The 23,143-nt window shown below is 67.3% G+C and carries 1 protein-coding gene; it reads right to left on the reverse strand.

What is annotated here, in order from left to right:
• Nucleotides 1–25: 25 nt before the first annotated feature.
• Complete coding sequence (locus tag ODR01_RS01360; RefSeq protein WP_316975794.1) at nucleotides 26–22,687, reverse strand: right-handed parallel beta-helix repeat-containing protein; 22,662 nt, start codon at nucleotides 22,685–22,687, stop codon at nucleotides 26–28.
• Nucleotides 22,688–23,143 lie beyond the last annotated feature (456 nt).

A 23,143-nucleotide genomic window follows, 5' to 3' on the forward strand; every position in this document is an offset into this window, starting at 1 on the left:
TGATTCGTATGGTCGAACTGTGGCTTTAGACGGCGGAGTCGGCCAGCACCACGTTGCCGCTGTCGTCCACCGTGAGCGAGTCCCGCGCGGTGTCCTGGACGATGGCGAGGACCTCGCCCTGATACGAGATCTGCGCGTTGCCGGCCCCGTCGTTCTCGAAGATCAGCTCATGCGCGTCACTCAGGATGTCGCTGAAATCGAGGCTGTCGCCCTCTTCGAAGTCGGTAACGGTGTCGATGCCGCTGTCATCGGCCATGAAGGCGAAGACATCGTCCCCGGCGCCGCCGGTGAAGGTGTCGTTGCCGTCGCCGCCGATGAAGATGTCGTCGCCATCGCCGCCGGAGAGGATGTTGTCCAACGCGTTGCCGGTAGCCGTGAAGTCGGCGGCACCCAGTAGTGTAACGTTCGCGATGCCGGCGCCGAGTTCAACGTTGATGCCGGTGGCCAAGGCGTCGCCGTCGATGGTGATCCCTTCGGAGCGGATCACCACGTCCTCGGCGCTGTAGTCGCCGGCCTGCACGTGGACGTGACCGCCGGCGACAACCGCGTCGACGCCGTCCTGCAGCGAGTCCAGCGGAACCCGCGGATGGCCAAGCCCGTTGCCACGGGTCACCGGCTCCCCGGTGGTGGGGCCGAGCGTGTTGTCGGCACCGGCCAGGACCTCGACATGGGAGCGATTGGCGAAATCGGACGCCAGATCGTGTTCTTCGGTGCCGACAGCGTACTGGTTGGTGATGTCGCCGTTCATGCCGTAGCGGCGGTCGACGATGGTCATGTCGTTGTTGGCCGCCGACAGTTCCATCATCTCCTGGCCGTAGTCCGTCGTGCTCTCGAACGGCGAGATGAAGTAGGCGCCGTCCTGGGTGCCGGCCAGATAGGTGACGTCCCATTCGTTGCCGACGGTGCCGAAGGAATTGTCGTCCAGATCGATGCCGTCGGAGCGGATGAGGAAGGCACCCCGGGTGTTGTAGATGTCGTTGCCGGAAACGTCGGCCGTGTTGTTCCCTTCGAAGGTCACGCCGGTGCGGACGTCATAGATGGTGTTGTCGCTCAGCGTCAGATCCTGGACGTTCTTGTTGACGAAGACGCCGTAGATGTAGCCCTGGGTCGCAAAATCGAGGTCGGTGAAGGCGGCGCTCAGTGGTCCGACGACTTCGAAGCCCGAGATGGCGACGCCGTTGGCGGCGACGGTGAAGGCGACGGTACGGTCGGCGAACACTGTCGTCTCCGGCAGGGTAACCTCGATCTTCGCACCGTCCAGGCCGGTGATCGTCAGGTTGGCCTTGTTGACCAGCAACTGCTCGTCGTAGGTGCCGGCCTCGACGACGATGGTGTCGCCGGGTTGGGCGGCGTCGATGGCCGCCTGGATCGACATGCCGTCCAGCACGCGGAAGCCGTCGGCGAACTTCAGGACCTCGACGTTGGAAAGCGTGTCGGTGCCGTCGGTGGCGTTGACGAGGGTGCCGGAGACGACGCCGTTGGTGACCGTCAGGGCGTCGGTGCCGTAATCCGCGCTGTCGCCGGAGAACACGGCGGTGTCGCTGCCGTCGCCGCCGGCCAGCGTGTCGTCCCCGCCGCCGCCGACCAGGACGTCGTCGCCGGCGCCGCCGGTGAGGGTGTTGGCCAAGGCATTGCCGGTGACCGAGACATCGGCCTCGCCAAGCAGCGTGACGCCGGTGATGCCGTCGGCAAGCGTGAGGGTGACACCGTTGGCTCCGGCATCGCCGGTGACGGTGAGCCCTTGGGTATGGACCACGCCGTCTTCGCCGCTGTAATCGCCGGCGTTCACGTGAACCTCGCCGCCGGCAACCACCGCGTCGAGGCCGACCTGAAGGGTGACCGGCGTCAGCGCGCTGCCCTGACTGGTCGTCGAGCCGGTGTCATCCACCGTCACGTGGGTGCGGTTGGCCGAGGTGTAGGCCTGGTCCTGGACCGACCAATCGTCGTTGGCGTCGCTGTTGTTGAGGAGAGCCTGCTGCCAGTCCGCCGTCGGGGCGGCCGAGATCGGCGTCGCGTTGGACACGATCGCGCCATCCACCATGTGGCCGTTGAGGTGGATGTTCAGGCCCCACTCGTTGCCGTAGGTCCCCTCGACATTGCCGGAAATCGCGATGCCGGCGCCGTCGGTGTACTGAATCGAGATGCCGCTCTTGGTGTTGTCGATGGTGTTGTCGGTGACGGTGCTGTTGGCGTTGCGGCCGTCGATCAGGATGCCGTTGCGGACGTCCTGGATGACGTTGTCGGTGATCGTGAAGTCGTCGGCGCCATTGCGTACCACGATGCCGCGGGTGATTTCCGATCCCCAAGCGTAGGTGAGATAGGAGACGCCATCGGGCACCGGCCCCTGGATGGTGAGGCCGCTGACCGTCACGTCGTCGGCGTTGATGGTGACCGCATCGATGCGGGTAGTGCCGTTGACGGTGAGGACCGCGTCGGCGCTGCTGGTGAGCGTCAGCCCGGCCTTGTCGAGGGTGACCACCTGCTCGTAGATGCCGGCCGCGAGGTCGACCGTTCCGTCCGTGCCGGCCAGATCCACCGCGTCCTTGAGATCGGTGCCGACACCGACCTTCACCGTGTTGAAGGAGGTGGCGAGGGTCGTGACCACGGCGCCGGCATAGAGGCCAAGCGCGTCCCCGCCAGCGTCGATGGTGAAGGTGTTGTGGTCAAGGGAGTTGGCGCCGGCCTTGACGCCAAGCCCTTCGTCCTCCGCGGTAACGATGTTCCAACTGACCGTGTTGCCGGTGTTCTGCAGGCTGATGCCGTATTCGGCGGTGACCGTGTTCCCGGTGATGGTGGCGTTACCCGCCGCGTACTGCGTCGTCGTCTGGATGCCGGTCAGCACGTCGCTGATGGTGTTGTGTTCGACCGTAACATTCTGGCCGGAGATGGAGATGCCGACAGAAACGCCGGCATCGGCCCCCGGTCCCTCGATAGTGAAGCCCTCCAACACGGTCCCATCCGCCCGTAGATCGAGGATGCGACCATTCGAGGGAACACTGCTGCCATCAATCGTCGCCCCCTCGGGAGCGATGATGGTGAGGTTCGCCGGGCCGCCGAAGGAGGTCGCGAACGGCGCGTAGGGGCCCGTGCCCGGGGCGACGACGATGGTGTCGCCCTCGCCGGCCGCGTTGATGGCGTCCTGGATGGTGGCGTAGGCCGACGGATCGGCCGAGTTGACGATCAGCAGGGTCGTCGAGCCGTCGGCGAATTTCAGGGTTTCGACGTCGATCAGCGTGTCGGTGCCGTCGTTGCCGTTCGTGGTGTTGGTGTCGGTGACCGTGACGTGGCCGTCGGCGTCGAGGCCCAGGGTGTAGTCCGCCCGGTCGCCGGCAAAGACGGCGGAATCGGCGGTGCCGTCGCCACCATTGAGGGTGTCGTCGCCGGTGCCGCCGCTCAGGCGGTCATCGCCGGCGTTGCCGATGAGCGTATCGTCTCCGGCCGCCCCGAACAGATAATCGGCGCTGTCGTCGCCGGTGAGGGTATCGATCCCGGGGCCGCTGACGAGTGACGTGCCAGCGGTCGCTTCGAGCAAGTCGCCAAACGCCGTCGCATCCGTTTGGCTATCGAAGAAGAAGGTGAACTCGCCGCCCTCGGGGCGGAACTCGCTGTTGGTGACGGCGTAGCCGTAGCCGTCCGGCAGGGTCAGGTTGGTGACCTCGTAGACGTTGCCGGTCAACTGGATATAGATCGGCGACGCCCCGTTGGTGGCCGCCGACTCCGTGGCCGAGAAGCTGCCGGTGAAAGTGATGCCGTCCGAACCGCCGGCGTAGTAAGTGCCGTCGGTATAGATGGCGACGCCGCCCCACGGATTGGCGATCGTCTCGAGGTCGTTGACGATGATGTTGCTGCTGTCGGTCAGCGTGAGACCGTTGCCGGAGGCCGTGCCGGTGCCGTCGACCGTGATGTTCGACAGTGTGGAGTCGTGGACGCCGTTGAGGTCGATCTGCGTCTTGTACGATTCCGCGACCGTCAGGTTCTGGAGGGTGATGTCGCTGATGGCGTCGGCGGTGCCGTTCGGCGACACCTTGAGGCCGTAGCTGCTGGCGCCGGCGGTTGCGGGGCCGTTCAGGGTGAAGTCCGACAGCGTGGCGCCGCTGGCGGTGAGCAGGATGCCGTAACCGGAGACAGCGTTGGCGTCGATAATGACGCCGTCCTCGCTCTCGCCCAAAAGGGTGACGTCCTTGTTGACGTTGAGCGTGGCAGTCAGCGTGTAGGTGCCGGCGCCAATGAAGATGGTGTCGCCGGCGGAAGCCGCGTCGATGGCGGCCTGGATGGTGGTGTAGCCCGAGCCGCCGACCAGCAGGACCTTGCCGGTCGAGCCAGCGAAGGACAGCGCCTCCACGCCGGTGAGCGTGTCTGTGCCGTCGGTGCCGGTCACCGTGAAGGTGCCGTCGCTATCGTTGAGCGCGATAGTGTAGTCGCCGAACGCGCCGGAGAAGCCGGCCACATCGGCACCCGCGCCGCCGTCCAGCGTGTCGTTGCCGGCGCCGCCGGTCAGCATGTTGGCGCCGGCGCCGCCGGTCAACGTGTCGTTATGCGCGGAGCCGACCAGGTTTTCGATGTCGGAGAGGGTGTCGCCACTGGCGTCGCCAGAGCTCACCTGCGCGGTCGACAGGCCGAGATCAACCGTCACGCCCTCCGCCGAGCCGGCGTAGCTCGCGGTGTCGTTGCCGTCGCCGCCGTCGAGGATATCGGCGCCCGCGCCGCCGATGAGGGTATCGTCGCCCGCCCCGCCCCACAACTCGTCGACGCCTTCCGACCCGCTGAAGGTCACGGCGCCGCTGCCGTTTGCCACCAAGGCAACGTTGGTGTCGTTGTCGGTATAGACATTATCCTGATGGCTTAGCGGCGTGGTGAAGGTTCCGTCCTGCACCAGCGCGTACATGGTGGAGGAGATTTCGTTGCCGTTGGCGACCGGCGAGTCGGTATTGATGAAGACCACGCCGTAGCTGGGAAGGTCGGTGCCAGTGATGGTGTTGCCGTTGACCGCCACCTCGGAGCCCGCGTTGTAGGCGAGCACGGCGCTGCCCAGGCCGTTCGACACCGGACCGGTGACGCCAAGGCCGGAGATGATATTGTTGGCGATCGTACCGTCGGTGCCGGCCTGGTTGCCGGCGCTGCCGATCTGGATGCCGTTCTGGGCCTGGACGCCCGGGCCGGCGCCGATGATCTCGTTGTCGTGGATATCAACGGTGAGGGTCGGGCCGGCGGCGAAAATGGCCGACTTCTGGAAGTTGTCGATCAGCGAGTTTTCCACCGTCAGCGTGTGCCCTTCGGCCCCGGCGTGGCTGTTGGCCACGATGGAATGGTTGCGCTGGTTGCCGGACGCCGTGGCGCCGGCGATCTCGTCCACCTCGGTGACGTGCACGTCGTTGACGTCGAGGTCGGAATTCAGCGCATAGATGCCGACAAACTGTCCCGTCGAGACGGCGCCCTGGGCGTTGCCGTCGACGGTCAGCCCGGTGATCGTCACATTGGCGTCGTTGGTGATGCCGATGATCGCGTGGCTGGAAACGTTGCGCGCGGTATCGACGATGTTGATCAAGAGGTCGGCCACATCGGGCGACAGCAGGATGGTCTGGCCCTGCCCGGCGCCTTGGATCGTGATGTCCTTGCCGTCGATGGTCAGCTGTTCCTGATAGGTCCCCGCCGCGACGAAAATGGTGTCGCCGTCGGAGGCCGCGTCGATGGCCGCCTGGATGGTGGCGTAGGCGCTGTCGGCGCCGACGATCAGCACCCGGCCGCCGTCGGCGAAGGCCAGCGTTTCGACGCCGCTGACGGTGTCGACCCCGGCGTTGCCGTCGGCGGCGTTGATGTCGGTCACCGTCAGGTGGCCGGCGCCGTCGTCGGCGATGGTGTAGTCCGCGCGTTCGCCCTGGAAGCTGGCGGTATCGGTGCCGGCGCCGCCGGTGATCGTATCGTCGCCGCCGCCGCCGAAGAAGTAGTCGGTGCCGGCGGTGCCGTTGAGGGTGTTGGCATCATCCAGTACGGCGTAGGGATCGGGCAGGGTGTCGGGATAGGTCACATCGTGGGCGACGTCCCAGCCGATGACGGCGGAAACCTTGATCGCGGTGTATTCGCCGTCGGCGTCGACCTTGCCGTCGAAATAGGGCCGCGTGCCGAAATCCTCGCCCGCTTCCGTGCGCGGATCATCTTCGGGATCGGTGCCGAACCGGCCGGCGATCGCCCCGTCGCCGAGGTTGCCGAGCAGGTTGTCGTGCAGCGACTGAGCGCGGCCACTCGGCACCTTGACGATGTCGAGCAGCGCCTGGCCGCCGGCTTGCAGATAGGCGGCATAGTCGTTGCCGAGAGAGACGAACGAGGTGTTGATCGCCACGTTGTAGTAGTCGCCCGAACCGACGTAGAGCTGGTCAAGCTGGATCCAGAAGGCGGCAAAGGCGTCCGTGTGGCTGCCGTCCACCGTCAAATTGTCGGGGATCAGCGACTTCTCGAGGCCGGCGAATTCCAGGCCCAGCAGGTTCTCGACGCTGGCGGCCGCGCCGTCGGCAGGCAGGGTGAGCCCGGCGTTGATGACGTCGACGGCGCCGTCGCCGACGATGGTCAGCGTGCCGTTGGCCTGCGAGATGACGTCGATCTGGGTGGCGTCCAGCGTGATGTCCTGGCCTTCGGCGGTGGTGATCTGCGTCAGGTTGCCGAGGTTGACGAACGCCACGTCGGCGTCGGCGCCCAGGCCGGACAGGTCGACCGAAGTGTAGGAGGCCGGCAGCTTGCTCATGTCGATTTGCAGCACGCCGTCGGCGTCGACATAGACGGCAGCCTCGGTGGCGAGGGTGGCGTCGGCCCCCATGATGGTGACGGCCTTGTCGAGCGTCAGCGTGGTTTCGGTCGTGGCGAAGCCGCCCTTCACCAGGATGACGTCGCCCACCTCGGCATCCGCCACCGCGGCGCTGATCGAGTCGTGGTTGACGTCGTGGTCGGGATCGGCCGTGTTGGCGACGATGATGTCGGCGGTCTTGACCGCCGTCTGGGTCTCGGCGACGACGTCGCCGGAGGCGATGTCGGTGACCGTCAGCGTCAATTCGTAGGTGCCCGCGGCATCGGGATCGAACGCCCCGTCGGCGGCCAGCCATTTCAGGTTCTGCGAGTTCTGGAGACCGCTGGTCCCGTTGGCCGTGCCGTCGTAGTAGTCCTCGTTCACCCTATCTTCGAAATCGTTCACGTCGAAGTCGGCGAGGACCGTCGTGCGGGTACCGTCAAGGCCGACGAATTCCACCGTAATCTTGACGTCGTAGTCGGCGATGGTCGCGTCTTCGCCGTAGGAAATGACGCTGTAGTCGAGGTTCCACAACGCGCCGACCACGCCGCCGGAACTGGTGGTGATGCCGGTCTCGGCGTAATACGTGCTGCCGTCGGGATCGAGATCGCCGTTGTAGCGCAGCTTGGCGCGCAACGCCGCTTCGATGCCAGCGGTCGGGTTGTCGGTGACGGTGAAGTTGATGTCGGAATTGCCGCTGCCCGGGTGGAAGCCGTCGGTGCCGCCGCCCACTTCCGGCGCCGCGTGGGCGATCTGGGCGTCGTATTTGGTGACGCCATAGTCGCTGGCCACCACGATATCGGCGCCCGGCGCCGCGTTGGCGACGGCATCTTCGTAGCTCGACCAGATGACGTTGCCGCCGACGACAAGCGCGCCTTCGCCGTCGACGAACGTGTTGTTGAGCAGCACGGCCGCGAGGTCGATGTCGCCGCTGTTGTCGAACACCTGCGCTTCGTTGTCGTCGAAGGTGTTGCCCTCGATGGTGACGTCGGAGGGCTCGTAGCCGTCCTTGCCGATGCGGATCGCATAGGTGTCGCGCCCGTCGCCGTCGGCGCCGTTGTCGTGGATGGTGTTGCCGGTGATGTCGACGCCGGTGACGTTGTAGGAAACGTAGATGGCGCCGTTCTCGCTGTTGCTGCCGGACACGTCGTTGTCGCTGACGACGACGTCGCTCATGTAGACGGTGATGCCGTCCTGGGCGGTGTCGTGGACGGTGTTGCCGGTCACCGTGGCGCCGGTGGTGGCGGCATCGCTGCCGCCCTTGTCGCCGACCTTGATGCCGTCGTTGGCCTCGATGTTGTAAACGAGGTTGCCGGAAATCGTCGTCCCTTCGGCGTTATAAACGTAGATGCCGGCGTCGGGCGAGCCGAGGTCGTGGACCTCGTTGTTGGCGATGGTGCCGTCGACCGAATGGGTTTCCTCGTTGCCAGACAGGTTGATGCCGTCGCCCTCGGTGTCGTAGACGACGTTGAACTCGACCCTGGCGCCGTCGGTGGACTTGAGCTGGACGCCCTCGTCGCCGGTGGAGCCGTGGACGATGTTGTAGCTGACGACCGGGTCCTCGATCAGGTCCGTCGTCTCGTTGGAACGGATCAGGTCGCCGGTGCCGTTGCGCACCTCGAAGCCGCTGACCGTCACGCCGTCGGCGGCGATGACGATGAGGTTGGCCAGCGTGCCGCCGCCGTCGATGATGCTTTCCCCGGCGCCGCCCGCCGTGCGCAGGCCCGCCGCCGTGCGCGGATCGACGTCGGCCTGGGCGCCCAAAAGCGTGATCGACTTGTCGATGACGATGGTTTCCGAGAGGTCGTAGGTGCCGGCCGCGACATAGATGGTGTCGCCGTCGGAAGCCGCATCGATGGCCGCCTGGATCGACATGCCGGGCAGCACATGGAAGCCGTCGGCGAACTTCAGGACCTCGACGTTGGAAAGCGTGTCGGTCCCCTCGTCGCCGTTGGCCGCGTCGGTGTCGGTAACGGTGATGGTGCCGTTTTCGTTGGCGGTGACGGCATAGCCCGCCCAATCGCCGTCGAAACTGGCGACGTCGTCGGCGTCGCCGCCGTCCAGCGTGTCGTCGCCGGTGCCGCCGATGAGGGTGTCGGTGCCGGCGCCGCCGGTGACGGTGTCGTTGCCGGCGCCGCTCTCGATAATGAAGCCGGCCGATCCCGCCTGCGAGGAGGCCGCGCCGTCGAACGTATCGGCGCCGTCGGTCATAACCAGGGTGACCGCGATGGGCGAGGCGTTGAAGTAGGGCGCGTTGCCGTAGTCGGTGACCGCCACGTCCTCGATGGTCACGTCGGAGGCGCCGGCATCGGTGAACTTGATGCCGTTGTAGGTGCCGTCGATGGTGCCGTCACTGATCGTCACGCCGGTCAGCGTCGCCGCCGGATTGCCATAGTTCGTGCCGTCGTCGCGCGCCTTGATGGCGATGGCGGCGCCGGTCGGATCGGACGTGGTGTCGGCCCCATAGCTGTGGCCGACGTCGGTCAGCGTGAAGTCGGTGATGGTGATGTTGCTGTAGTCGCCGTACTTGACGTTGAGCTCGATGCCGTTGCCATAGACGCCGTTGCCGCCGAAGGGCGTGTTGCGGCCGTATTCGCCGACGTCGGTCATCTCGACGCCGGTGATCAGCAGATCCTGCGCCTGCTCCAGGTAGACGCCCTTCTCGTTCAGGTGCTCGAAGGTGAGGCCGGAAATCGTGACGTCCTCGAACGCGCCGGTGCCCACGAAGGTGGTACCGTCACCGTCGCCATCGGCGTCCTGCTTGCTGGCGTTGATCGTGATGCCCTGGTAGCCGTGGGTGATCGAGCCGCCCTCGATGGTGAGGTTGGTGATCGTCGGGCCGACGCCGTTCATCGTCGGATAGCCGTTGGTGATGCCGGTGATCGACTGGGTGATGTCGACGTCGGCAATCGTCGTGCCGTCGGTGGTGCCGAGCACGATGGCGTTCTTGAAGCCGGTGAGGGTCAGCCCCTCGAGGGTGACGTTGTCCGCCGCAATCGTGATGCCGTCGGTGCCGGAATAGCCGGTCGCCGTTTCCAGCCAGACGTCGAGGTCGCCGCTCACCGGCGGCGTGCCGGTGATGGTGCCGGCGATGACGGTGCCTTCCGAGCCGACGAGTTTGATCCCATCCGTCGCGATGGCGAGGTTTTCGGCATAGGTGCCGGGCGCGATCAGGATGGTGTCGCCCTCGGCCGCCGCGTCGATGGCCGACTGGATGGTGGCGTAGTGGCTGTTGCCGCCGACCAGCAGGATGCGGCCCTCGCCGCCATGCTGGATGGCCTCGACCGCCGAAACGTGGTCGGTGCCCTCGGTGCCGGCCGAAACCGTCCACTGGCCGCTGCCGGCGTCGTAGCTGACATCGCTGGTGGTAAGCGCCGTCTCGTAAACCGCCGTGTCGTCGCCCGCCCCGCCGTCGATGGTGTCGTCGCCGGCCCCGCCGGTCAGCGTATCGTCGCCGTCGCCGCCGAGCAGCGTGTCGTTGCCGGCCCCGCCCGAAAGCGTGTCGTCGCCGGCGCCGCCGGTCAGCACGTTGTCGCCGGCATCGCCGGTCAGCGTGTCGGCCAGCCCCGAACCGGTGACGTTCTCGATGCCGGAAAGGGTGTCGCCCAAGGCGTCGCCGCCGGACTGCGCGGCGGTGCTGCCGAGGTCCACGGTCACGCCCTCCGCCGAGTCGGCATAGCTCGCCGTGTCAAGGCCGGCACCGCCGTCCAGGACATCGGCGCCGGTGCCGCCGGTCAGCGTATCGTCGCCGTCGCCGCCGTAGAGCGTGTCGGTCCCGCCGGCACCGACGAGCGTGTCGGCCCCGTCGCCGCCGTAGTAATAGTTGTCGACACCGGTGCCGGTGAAGGCGTTGGCCTCGTCCAGAACCGCGTAAGGCCCATCCAGATCGGCGGTGTAGTCATAGCCGTGCGCCAGATCCCAGCCGATGACGGCGGCCAGCGCGGCGGCGTTGCTGTAGAGGCCGGTCGAGGCATTGACGGTCCCTTCGAAATAGGGACGGCTGCCGAATACCTTGGCCGCCTCGCTGCGTGGATCATTCGCCGGGTCGCTGCCGAAGCGGCCGACGATCACGCCGTCCTGCAGGTTGCCGAGAATGTTGTCGTGGAGCGACTGCTGGCGTCCGGCGTAGTTCGGGGTGCCGGTCTTGGTCTGCACAACGTCGAGGATGGGGGCCCCGCCCGCTTCCAGATAGGCGACGTAGAGGTTGCCCAGTTCGGCGAAGGCCTGGTTGATGCCGACGTCGCTGCCAAGCGGGCTCGTGGCGTAGTACTTCTGGTCCAGGCTGATCCAGAACAGCTTGAACTTGTCGGCCTCGGTGCCGGTGACATCGACGACGTCCCAGACCGCCTCGGGGCTGTTGCTGCCATCGACCGTGATGTTGGAAATGTCGATGTTCGGAAGCGCCTGATTTTCCGTGCTCAGCGCGTCGAACGCCACGTCGACGACAAGCGTCGCATCGGGATCGACGTCGATGCTGGCGCCGTCGACCTGCTCGGCGGTCATCTTCAGTTCGGCGTCGGCGGCGACGACGAGGGGGCTTTCCGCGAACTCCAGGGTGGCGGCGATGCCGGTGAGATCGACCGATCCGGTGACGTCGCCGGTGATCGCCACGGTGCCGTCGCCGACGACCGTCTGGCCGTCGGCCTGCTCGGCGGTCAGCGTCAGCGTCGCGCCCTCGGCCACGAAGACGGTGTCGTCGGCGAACTCGAGCGTGCCCTCGATGCCCGAAAGGTCGGTGTCCTCGCCGACATAGACGGCCGGGCCGGCTTCGAGGTTGTCCCAGTAGATGTCGTAGGTGCGGCCCGCGTCCGGGTCGTCGGGCACCTGGTTGTAGCCCTGCAGGATGACCTTATCGATCTCGACCGCGTCGTAGACGCCCGAGGTGTAGGTGGCGTCGCCGACCTGATAGAGGAAGGTGCCGTCGGCCTGCAACGTGACGGTCAGGGTGTAGAACTGATCGTAGGCGAAGTCGGAAGGCAGACCGAAGTCGTGCCAGCCGCTGTCGCTTTCCCAGGCCCGGAAGGTGGCCACGCCATTCAGCGTCGAGAACTCGATGATCGGATAGTTGACGATCTCTCCGGCGGCGTCGGTCGCCACGCCCCAGAAACCGGCCCAGCGGAAGCTGCCGTCTTCGCTCGGCGACCAGTTCGACGGGATGTAGAGATCGACCGACATCTCGGTGGCGCCGTCGAGAAGATCGAACTGGCGGCCCTGCGTCTGGTAGAACGCCTGCGAAGTCTTGTCGTCCTCGCTGATGCCCTGCTTGAGGACCGGGTTGCCCTCGAAGGTCGTGTCGTCGACCTCGAACCCCGCCGGCTCGCTGCGGTCGACGATCCAGCCGCCGTCCTCGTCCAGGACCACCTCGTTGTCGAACCCGTCGGCGAAGGTGCCGCCGATGATGACCGTGCCGTCGCCGCCGACGCTCTGCTCATGCGCCTGCTCGGCGGTCAGGGTCAGGGTCTTGCCGGCCTCGACCTCGTCGGGCAGCGAGAAGCCGCCCGCGAGCGTGGCGCCGCTGAGATCCAGGCTGGACGCGATGCCCGAGAAGTCGGCGTCGTCCTCGAAGGTGCCGGTCACGACCAGCGTGCCGTCGCCGCCGATTTCCCGGCCGTTTGCCTGCTCGGCTGTCAGGGTCAGTTGGGCCCCGTCCCCAATATTCAGAGGAGCCTCCCCGAAGGTTAGGGAGGCAGCAATTCCGGTAAGGTTGACGATTCCTGCGACATCGCCGGCAATCGTCACCGTACCCTCGCCACCAATGTTCTGGCCGCTCGCCTGCGCAGCTGTCAGGGTCAGAGTCCTTTCCGCGCCAACCTCTTCATTCAGAATGAAGTCGCCGGTCAGGGTAGCGCCGCTGAGATCGAGGTTGGCCGTGATGGCCGAGAAATCGCCGTCTTCGACCGTGCCGGTCACCACGACGGTGCCGTCGCCATCGACCGTCAGGCCGTCGGCCTGCGCCGCGGACAGAATCAGGGTGTTGTCTTCACCGAGTCCGGCCACTTCGAGGGCGACGGTGGGATTCAGGCCCGAAAGATCCAGCGTATCCGCCGGCAACGCCGACATGTCGATGCGAAGCACGCCGTCGTCATCGTAGACGATGCCGGCATAGTCGTACTCGCCGGGTTCACTGCCAGTAAGCAGGGTCAGCGCCTTGTCGAGAATCAGGGTCTCCGCATCGGCGTCGTTCGCCACGATCACGTCGCCGGCCGCGGCGGCGGCGATGGCCGCCTGGAGGGTGGCGTATTGCGCCACGCCGTGGGCGTCCGCCTCGCCGTCGTCCTCCTCCTCACGCGACCCGTCGACGATGGCGCCCGGCTGGACGTCGACCACGATCGTCGTCTCGCCGACCAGTTCGCCGGAAACGGGATCGGCGACGGTCAGGGTGAACCGGTATTCGCCCGGCATGCGCGGGTCGAAGCCGAAACCGCTGAAGAAATCATCCCAGAAGTCGAAGCCGAGGTTCTGCGAATCCTGCAGGACGGTCAGGTCGGAGACCGCATCCTGCTGTTCCGGGGTGTAGCCCGGGATGGCGTTGAAATCGAGGACGAAGGGAGTGCCTTCACCCGACGCCGGATTCGTGTCGAGGGCCAGCTTGACGTCGAAATCACCGATGGTCTTGCCGCTGTCGGTCAGATCGATGCTGTACTCGATGTTCCACTTGGCGCGCAGCGGGTCGATGTTGCCGGGCACGGCGCTTTGCTGGCCGGCCCCGGCCTCGGCGTGGTAGGAGCCCATGTCAGGCGACAGGTCGTTGCCCAGATAGGCTTCCTTGGCCTTCAGGCCAACCTCGATGCCGTCCGGGTTGGTATCGATGACAAAGCCGGTGCTGGCGTTGCCGGTACCGACGTTGAAGCCGTTGGCAAGGGTGGCGTTGAAGGCCAGCGTCGAGCCGTCGCCGAAGACGATCTTTTCGACGTTGGCCAGCGTATCGGTTCCCTCGTCGCCGTCGACGATCCAGGTTCCGGCCTCGCTGTCATAGGAAAGGTCGAAGCCGCCGCGCTCGCCGTTGTAGGCCACCGTGTCGGTGCCGGCGCCGCCGTCGATCACATCGTTGCCGCCACCGCCGTAGAGGTAATTGTCGGCGGCCGTGCCGGTCAGCGTATTGTCGCCGTTCAGCCCGGCGTAGGGCCCCGGCAGGGTGTCGGGATAGGCGATGCCGTGGGCGATGTCCCAGGCGATGACGGCGGACGCGGTCAGGTCCGGATAGACGCCGTCTTCCAGATAGCCGGGGAGGGCCGGCCGGTCGCCGAATTCCTGGGCCTCGGGACTGCGCGGGTCTTCCAGCGGCGGCACCTTGTTGAGGAACCGGCTGTTGATCGCCGCGTCGCTGAGGTTGTTGAGCAGGTTCTCGTGCAGGCTCTGCTGGCGGGAATCGAAGGCGGGAGTGCCCTCGCCCCCCACCAGGATCTTGGTTTGCACGACGTCGAGGATCGGCGGGTTGTCGTCGGCGGTGCCGAGGACATTGTCGGCTCCGTCGAGATAGTCGACATAGAGGTTGGCGAGTTCGACGCCCGCCCTGTTGACGTCTGCATTCTGGCCGAGCGGAGCGGATGCGTAATAGGCGGCGTCCTGGTTCGTCCAGAACAGCTTGAACTTGTCGGCGTCGCTGCCGGACGCGATTTCGACATGATTCCAGACATCGACGAGGTCGCTCAGAATATTGTGGCCGCCGACCGTGACGCCGGCGAGGTCATAGACCGGCAACGCCTCGTTGTCCGAATCCAGCTCATCGAACGCCACGTCGACGACAAGCGTCGCATCGGGATCGACGTCGATGTTGGCGCCGTCGACCTGCTCGGCGGTCATCTTCAGTTCGGCGCCGGCGGCGACGGTCAAGGTGACTTCCGCGAATTCCAGGGTGGTGGCGATGGCGGTAAGATCGACCGATCCGGTCACCTCGCCGGTGATCGCCACGGCGCCGTCGCCGACGACGGTCTGGCCGTCGGCCTGCTCGGCGGTCAGGGTCAGGGTCTTGCCGGCCTCGACGTCGGCGGGCAGCGAGAGGCCGCCCGCGAGCGTGGCGCCGCTGAGATCCAGGCTGGACGTGATGCCCGAGAAGTCGGCCTCGCCCTCGAAGGCGCCGGTCACGACCAGCGTGCCGCCGCCGCCGATTTCCCGGCCGTTTGCCTGCTCGGCTGTCAGGTACAGCATCCCGCCGTCCTGTACGGCGAAGTCTATGTCGCCGGTGATCTTGGACAGCAGGCTGTCGAAGCTCGCCTCCGCATTGCCGGTGAGGACCAGCGTGCCGGTGCCAGTGATTTCGTCATAAGCCATCGCCTCGGCAACCGTCAGTTCCTTCGGACCATCTAGAGTCAGGATCTCGTCGGTCGGCGGCAGCGTAACGGCGAGCGCCGGGTCGATGCCGCTGAGGTCGATGCCTTCCACGCTGTCGCCGGTGATGACGACGGCGCCGTTGCCGGTGATGGTCACGCCGTCGGCCTGCGCGGCGGTCAGCGTCAGCGTATTGCCGGCCGCGACGGTGAGGGTGACGTGGCCGAGATCGGTGGCGGCGGCGAGCGTAATATCGCCGACGATGGCCGCGGTCAGCGTGCCGGTGGCGGTGATCGCGCTCAAATCGACCGCCGTCTCGCCCAGCCCGGTAAGGGTGACGTTGCCGGCGCCGGTGATGATCTGGCCGTCGCCCTGGGCGGCGGTCAGCGTCAGGGTCTGCCCGGAGGCGACCTGGAATTCGTCGACGACGTCGAAGTTGGCGGCCGTGATATTGATGCTGGCCGTCACCGTGGCGGTGACGGTGCCGGCCGCCGTGACGCCCGTCAGAACCGTCGCGGCGGTCAGGCCGGCGACGGTGACGTTGCCGGCGCCCGCGATGGCGGTGCCGTCGGCCTGGCCGGCGGACAGAGTCAGAGTCTGGCCGGAGGCGACGGTGACGGCGAAGGCGCCGAGGTCGGTGCCGGCGTCGAGCACGGCCGTCGCCGTCACCTGGACGGTCTTGGTCCCGGTCACCGCGATGGCGGAAAGATCGACCTCGGCGGCGCCGAGGCCGGTAACGATGACGGCCCCGTTGCCGGTGACGATCAGGGTATCGGCCTGCGCCGCGGACAGGGTGAACGTCGCCCCAGTGACGGTGACGTCGAAATCGCCGAGGTCGGTGCCGGCGGCCAGCGTCAGCGAGCTGCCGACCTGCAAGGTCTTGGCGCCGTCGACGGCGACCCCGGAAAGGTCGACCGCCGTCAGGCCGAGGTTGGTGACGGTGACGGCGCCGGCGCCGCTGATATCCAGGCCGTTGGCCTGCGCCGCCGTCAGGGTCAGCGTGCCGGCATCGACAACGATGTCGAAGCCGCCGAGCTTGGTGCCGGAAGCCAGGGTCGTCGAGCCGCCCACGTGCGCCTCGAGGGCGCCGGTCGCCGTGACGGTCGAAAGATCGACCGCGGTGGCGCCAAGGCCGGTGACGGTGACGCCGCCGGCGCCGGAAATCGCGTGGCCGGCGGCCTGGGCCGCCGACAGGGTCAGGACATGGCCGCCGTCCACCGCCAGGCCGAAGGTGCCGAGGTTGGTGTCGGCGTGGAGCGTGGTGTCGGCGGTTACGGCGATGCTGCGGCCGCCGGTGACCGTGACCTTGGAAAGGTCGACGGCCGCGCTGCCGAGGCCGGTGACGGCGACGGCGCCGGCGCCGGTGATCGGGGTGCCGGAGGCCAGGGCGGCGGTGAGAGTGAGAGTCTGGCCGGTGGCGACCTGGAACGCCTCGACCGTGTCGAGGTTGGCGTTGGCGGAAATGTCGACGCTGCCGGTCACTGTCGCCGTCAGGATGCCGGCGGGATCGACGGCGGAAAGGTCGGTGGCGGCGGCAAGCCCGATGACGGTGACCGCGCCGGCGCCGCCGATGGTGGCGCCATCCGCCTGCGTCGCGGCGAGGGTCAGCGCGCCGGTCACCGTGACCGCGACGTCGCCCAGGATGGTGCCGGCGGCAAGCGTAACGGTGCCCGCGACGGCGGCGCTGGCCGAGGCGGCGATGCCCGAAAGGTCGGCCGTGGCGGCGGCGAGGTCGGTGACGACGACGGAACCGGTGCCGCCGATGGTCTTGCCGCTGGCCTGCGCGGCGCTGAGGGTCAGGGTATGCGCGGCGGTGTCGACGGTGAAGCCGCCGAGGTTGGCGCCGGCGGCCAGCGTGGCATCGTCCGCCAGCAGGGCGGTCTTGGCGCCGGTGACCGCGATGGTCGAAAGATTCACGTCGAGGGCGTCGCCGGCCAGCCCGGCGACGGTGACCGCGCCGGCGCCGGTGATCGGCAGCCCGGCCGCCTGCGCGGCGCCAAGCGTCAGCGTGCCGGTGCTGGCGACCTGATAGGCATCGACGGCGTCGAGATCGGTGTTGAGGGTGATGTCGACGGTACCCGTGACCGTGGCGGTCAGCGTGCCGGTGGTGGTGACGCCGGAAAGGTCGGTGTCGCCCGCCAGCCCGGCAACGTAAAGGTTGCCGGCGCCGCCGACGGCGCGGCCGTCGGCCTGGGCTTCGGACAGGGTGAGCGTGCGCCCGGCGGGAACCGCGAAGGCGATGCCGGCGTCGATGGCCCCGAAGGTCATCGCCGAAGCGTCGCCGCCGAAGGTGAGCGTCGCCGAGGTGGCGCCGTCCGCCAGGGTGACGTCGCGCCCGTCGAGTTGGGCGCGGCTGAGGCTGACGTTGGCGCCCTCGTCAAGGACGAGGTCGACGGACCCGAGATCGGTGAGGCTGTCGAGCGCGAACGCGCCGGAAACCGTGGCGCTCGCGGTCAGCGTCCCGGCGATGCCGGAAAGATCGACCGCGGCGGTGCCGAGGTCGGTGATCTCCACCGAACCCGTGCCGGTGATGGTCATACCGTCGGCCTGGGCGGCCGTCAGGGTAAGGGTGGCGCCTGCGGCAACGGTGAGGCTGACGTTGCCGAGATCCACGGCCGACAGATCGGTAAGATCCAGGTTTTCCCCGGTAGCAACTTGGATCGTTACGCTGGCCGCCGTGATGCCAGACAGGTTGAGATCCGTCAGACCATTATCCAGCGCATCCGCCAAGTCGGTAATCGCGACAGTCCCGGTACCGATGATGGTACCGCCATTGGCCTGAGCGGCGGTCAGCGTCAGGATATGGCCACTGGTATCGATCGAATAAGCGCCGTACTCGATGTCGACATCGCAAACCGATTCGTCACCCCCGGTCGTGACCGTCGACAGATCAATGTCGGCACCAAGCAAGATGTTGCCGCCGAACCGGATGGTCACGACGTCGTCTGCCTCGAACGTGCCGATAACGCCGTCGGGAGCTGTATCGGGATTGGTGACCGCAGCAGCAAGTGCTGCGAACTGGGTCCCGTTGAAAACGGTGGTTTCTGGCTGGTAAACGACCCGGTCGGCGCCGAAACCGCCAAGGGGAGCGCTGTCATCCGCTCCGAGCAGCACGATGACCGCCGTTTCGCCCGGGCCGGCCGTTGGCAGATTGATCGTCAGATCAGGTTCCGTGTCGTGGACCAGCGTGACGACGTTGCCGACGGTGCTACCGACGGTATAGCCATCGGCAAGGATGCGCACTGTCGGCGGAGTGCTGCCACCCGGTTCGAAAGTCAGTTCTGTCAGGGAAAGGGTGTCGTCAACGCTGTTGGCGAAGAAGGCGGCGTCGAGAGTGATGACGATCTCGCCAGCCCCCTCCAAGGCCGCCAAGTCGTCACCGAGTTCGAGGAACTGGCTAGCCGACATGGCGATAGTGGAGTTCACCTCGACGTTCTCGACGCCGGAAATGGTCGCGCGCGAAATGTCGACGGTGCCGTTGCTGGCCTCCAGCGTATCATTGCCGCCGTCGAGGGCGACTGTGCTGCCGTCGGCCAAAATGAGGGTATTGCCAGCGTTCGCCCCGAAGTCGAACACGACGTGGTCGTTGCCACCGCCCAGCGACGAGATCTTCACGTCAATCGTGGCGGTGGTCACACCTCCGCCAAAAGCGCCGCTTACGTCGACAATGAGGGTGTTAGCCTCGGCGGTACCCGTGATGCCGCCGGTCAGCGCATCGACCTGAGCATAGGTCAGATGGAATTCCGAGGTGTTGGGCAGATTCAGGGCATCGCTGGGCAGGTCGAGCGTGGCATCGGTCAGGTCAATCGACGCGACGCTCCAGTTTGCGAAGTCCGCCGCGTCGTCCAGCGTACCGGAGGTAATAACCAATGTGCCGTCGCCGCTGATGGTCAAACCGCTGGCCTGCGCCGCCGTCATCGACACCGTCTGGCCGGCCGCGATGATAAGGGTTGCGGTACCCAAGTCGGTGCCGCTGTCGAGGATGGCGTTGCCGGTAGCTGTAACGGTTGCCGGGGCCGTAATGCCCGACAGATCGACGGCGCCCGAGCCGAGGCCGGTGATGGCGACGGTGCCGGCGCCGGTAAGCGTCAGGCCGTTGGCCTGCGCCGCCGTCAGGGTCAGGTCGGTGGCTTCGGCGCCGTTCGGCACCGTCAGGTCGGCCGTCACGTAAGTGCTGAGGGAGCCCAGGGACGTCGCGTTGCCGGAGAGGGCCACCGTGCCGGTGCCGCCGATGGGGATGGCGCCGCCGTCGAGGTCGGCCAACTGAACCGTGGTGAGCGTCAGCGTGGCGCTGGCGGGAACCGTGATGTCCGCCGTGATGGCGCTGAGGTCGGCCCCCGCGGCATTGCCGGAAAGCGCGACGGTGCCGGCCCCGGTGATGGCGGTGTCGCCGGCCTGGGCGGCGGTCAGCGTCAGGGTCTGGCCGGCCGCTACGGCGACGGCATTGCCGGTGAAGTCGAGCGTGGCCGTGATGCCCGTGAGGTCGGCGCTGGCGGCGGCATCGCCGTCGAGCAGCACGCGGCCGGTGCCGGCGCCGGTGCTGGTGATGGTGGCGCCCGCCGCCTGGGCGACGGTAAGGGTGAGGGTGGCCCCGGTGGCCACCGCGATGGAGCCGCCGTCGAAGCTGACGGCCGAGGCGATGTCGGTGAGATCGGCGCTGGCCGCGACGTCGCCGGCGATCACCACGGCGCCGCCGGTGATGGTGGCGTCGCTGGCCTGGGCGGCGGTGAGGGTGAGCGTCTTGCCCACGCCCACCGTGAAGGTGTCGACGGGCAGCAGGTTAGCGTTGGCGGAAACGTCGAGGTCGACGGTCACCGTCGCGGTGACGGTGCCGGTCGTGGTGACGTCCGAAAGGTCGGTGGCGGCCGTAAGCCCGGTGACGGTGACGGCGCCGGTGCCGGCGATGGCGAGGCCGCTGGCCTGCGCCGCCAGCAGGGTCAGCGCGCCGGTCACTTCGTAGACGTCGACGGCGCCCAGGTTGGCGTTGGCGCTGACGTCGACGGTGGCCGTCACCGTGACGGTGAGGTCGCCGGTCGCGGTGACGCCGGAAAGGTCGGTCGTGGCGGTGATCGCGCTGACGTCGACGGCGCCGGCGCCGCCGATGGCGGTGCCGCTGGCCTGCGCGGCGGACAGAGTCAGAGTCTGGTTGGCGGCAACGGTGACGGCAAAATCGCCGAGATCGGTACCGGCCGCCAGGGTCGCCGTGGTCGGCACGGCGGCGGTCTTGGCGCCCGTCACCGTGATGTCCGAAAGGTCCACCTGGGCGCTGCCCAGCGCGGTGACGGCGACGGCGCCGGCGCCCGAGATGGTCAGGCCGTCGGCCTGCGCCGCGGACAGAGTGAGAGTCCCGGAAGGCACGGCGATGCTGCTGGAAATGCCGCTGAGGTCGTCGCCGTCCGGCACGGTACCGCCGGCAACCGAGACCGTGCCGGCGCCGGTAACGGCGAGCCCGTCGAGATCGGCCGCCGCCAGCGTCACGGTCTGGCCCGAGGCGGTGGTGATGCTGGCGATGCTGCCGAGGTCGGTGAAGCGCACCGCCGTGGTGCCGGGAATGCCGGAAATGTCGAGGGCGTTGACGGTCGACATCAAGGCGCCGTTGACGACCAGCGCGCCGTCGCTGGCGATGGTGACGGCCGGATCGCTTCCCGCCGCCTGCAGGCTGACCTTCTTGGAAAGGGTCAGCGTGCCGGAGGGGAAGGTGGTGCTGCCGGTCAGCAGGATGCGCTCGCCGGCCGTCGCCGCGTCGATGGCGGCCGTCAGGGTGGTGTAGTCGCTGCCGCCGCCGGCGATGCGCACGGTGAGATCGTTGAACTTGAGGATTTCGACGGTCTTCGCCGAATCGCTGTTGCCGCCGCCGGCGATGGTGAGGGTGACGTCGGTGCCGCCGCCGGTCGCCGTGATCGTGAAGTCGGCGAAGTTGCCGCTGAACTTGGCGGTGTCGATGCCGGCGCCGCCGTTCAGCGTATTGGTGCCGGCGCCACCGATCAGGGTGTCGTTGCCGGCGTCGCCGGAAAGGACGTCGTTCCCCGCGCCGCCGATCAGCATGTCGTTGCCGCCGCCGCCGCTGATGGTGTCGTTGCCGGCGCCGCCGTCGAAGGTGTCGTTGCCGGCCGTCCCGGTGATGACGTCGTCGCCGGCGGTGCCGGCGTCGCTGGCGGTACCGACCGTGCCGATCTCGGAAGCGGCGTTGGAGATGGCCGTATTCAGCGCGCCGGCGGCCGAGTAGTCGCTCGTGGCGGTGGTGAGATTGGCGTTGTTGGCGGTCCCCTGGACCGCGTTGAGGGCGTCGTAGAGGGCCTCGGCCGACCCGTTCTGCGAGACGTAGGCGATTTGCGCCAGGTCGGTCAGCAGCGTGGTACCGCTGCTTCCCAGCGCGTCGACGGCGGCGACGATGTCATGGATGATCGTCGAGGCGTCGGCCGCCGCGTTGGAGACCTGGGTCTTGGCGGTGGCGCTGAGCCCCAGCGAGGAGGCGTTCGCCGCCGAGGTGATGATGGACTGGATCTCGGCCGCGCTGTCAATCGGCGAGCTGCCGGGGGTGGTGGTCAGCGCCGACGCCAACTGGGCGTACACGGCGTCGGTCGCCGTTCCCAGGGCGACGGAAGAGCCGCCGGCGCCTTGCAGGACCGATGCCGCCTGCACAACGGTGTTCTGGATCTGGATGGCCGCCGCCAGCGCATCGCCGGCGCCGGTGACGCCGTCCTCGACGCCCTTCACCGGATCGAAGGTCGTGAGATCAAGGTCGCTGGCCAGCCCGAACGCCGACTTGACCGCCGATTCGGCGGCGGCCACCGTCTGGCCGCTTTCCACCAGCGACTGGATCAGGGTGGTCAGCGGGGTGACCACCGTCGAGCCGGCGGGTGCGGTGAGCGTGCCCTTGAAGAACTCGCCGGTCGACACGTCGATGCCGCCGGTCATGACCAACTGGCCGCTGCCGCCGGTCAGCGTGAAGGCGCCGTTGGCGCCCGTGGTCGCGAAGGCCTCGCCGGTGTCCTGCACGCCGTTGCCGTTGGCGTCGGCGAACACCGTGGCGCCGACGATGTAGCCGTCGACGACGTTGCCGTTCAGCGTGATGACGATGGGGGTGACGATGGGATCGGGATTGGGAAAGGGATTGGGATCGGCGTCGATACCGCCCGAGCCGCCGCGGCCCGGTTCGCCGGCGCCCACTTCCGGGCGCTCCAGGATGGCTTGCAGCGGATCTTCGAAGCCACCCTCGGCCGGCTGGTCGATGGCCTGGGAGTTCTGGAATGGGCTGGAGCTTCCGCCGGAGGATGGCGGAGCAGGCGGGGCGTCGCCCGAGGCCACCTGCAACGGCACGGCCGCGCCGAGGTCGGCGAGGTCGGCCACATCGGCGACCACCGTGGTCTCGCCGGTCTGGGCGTCGACCACCGCGAGCGCGGTCTGATCGTCGCCCAGGTAGAGCGCCATGTTCTGGAAGACAATGGGCTGGCCGGCCTGGCCGGCGCCGCCGCTGGTCGTGACGACGACGTCGTTGCCGCGCACTTCGGCATGGACCTGCTGGCCCGCCTGGGTGACGATCCGGACCTTGTCGCCGGCCTGGATGGCCGGGACCTTGGCGCCCGGAGTGAGCTCGAGCTCGATCACCTCGCCCGACGCGCGTTCGATTCGCAGTTCTGGCATGTCCGCGATGTCCCTATCCCCATCGGCGCCGGAACTCCCGGCCTCAGGCCCATATGCTCCCCCGAGCGGGCACCGATTATGCTTCCCGTAATACTATAAGGGATGCAGCCTTCCTGATTCCCAGCCCCCAATCTGGAGGCGACATAACTTTTTCAGAAATTTACCCTTATGGTTGTATGGTCTTTCCATACTTTTGGCGTCGCGTCCCGAATGACTATGTCGGAATGGCTGTGCTCCCACCCCCCCAGTTTACTTAAGGTAGGCTCCCGATAGCAATGCCGTCGCGAGATTTTTAATTGAATTTTAACCAAATTTGAGGCGTGCCGCCGTTTTGCGGCCGTAAAACGCGGCGCGCCGCCATAAAACAGGCCGTCCGGAAGGGGCCTGCGCACCGCGGGCTGCGATGCTGGCGCTTGATTTCCTCAATAATTGTATTAGTCTAGGTGCGGCCGTCGC

Origin of the sequence: Shumkonia mesophila, assembly GCF_026163695.1 — a bacterium.
Taxonomy (GTDB): domain Bacteria; phylum Pseudomonadota; class Alphaproteobacteria; order Rhodospirillales; family Shumkoniaceae; genus Shumkonia; species Shumkonia mesophila.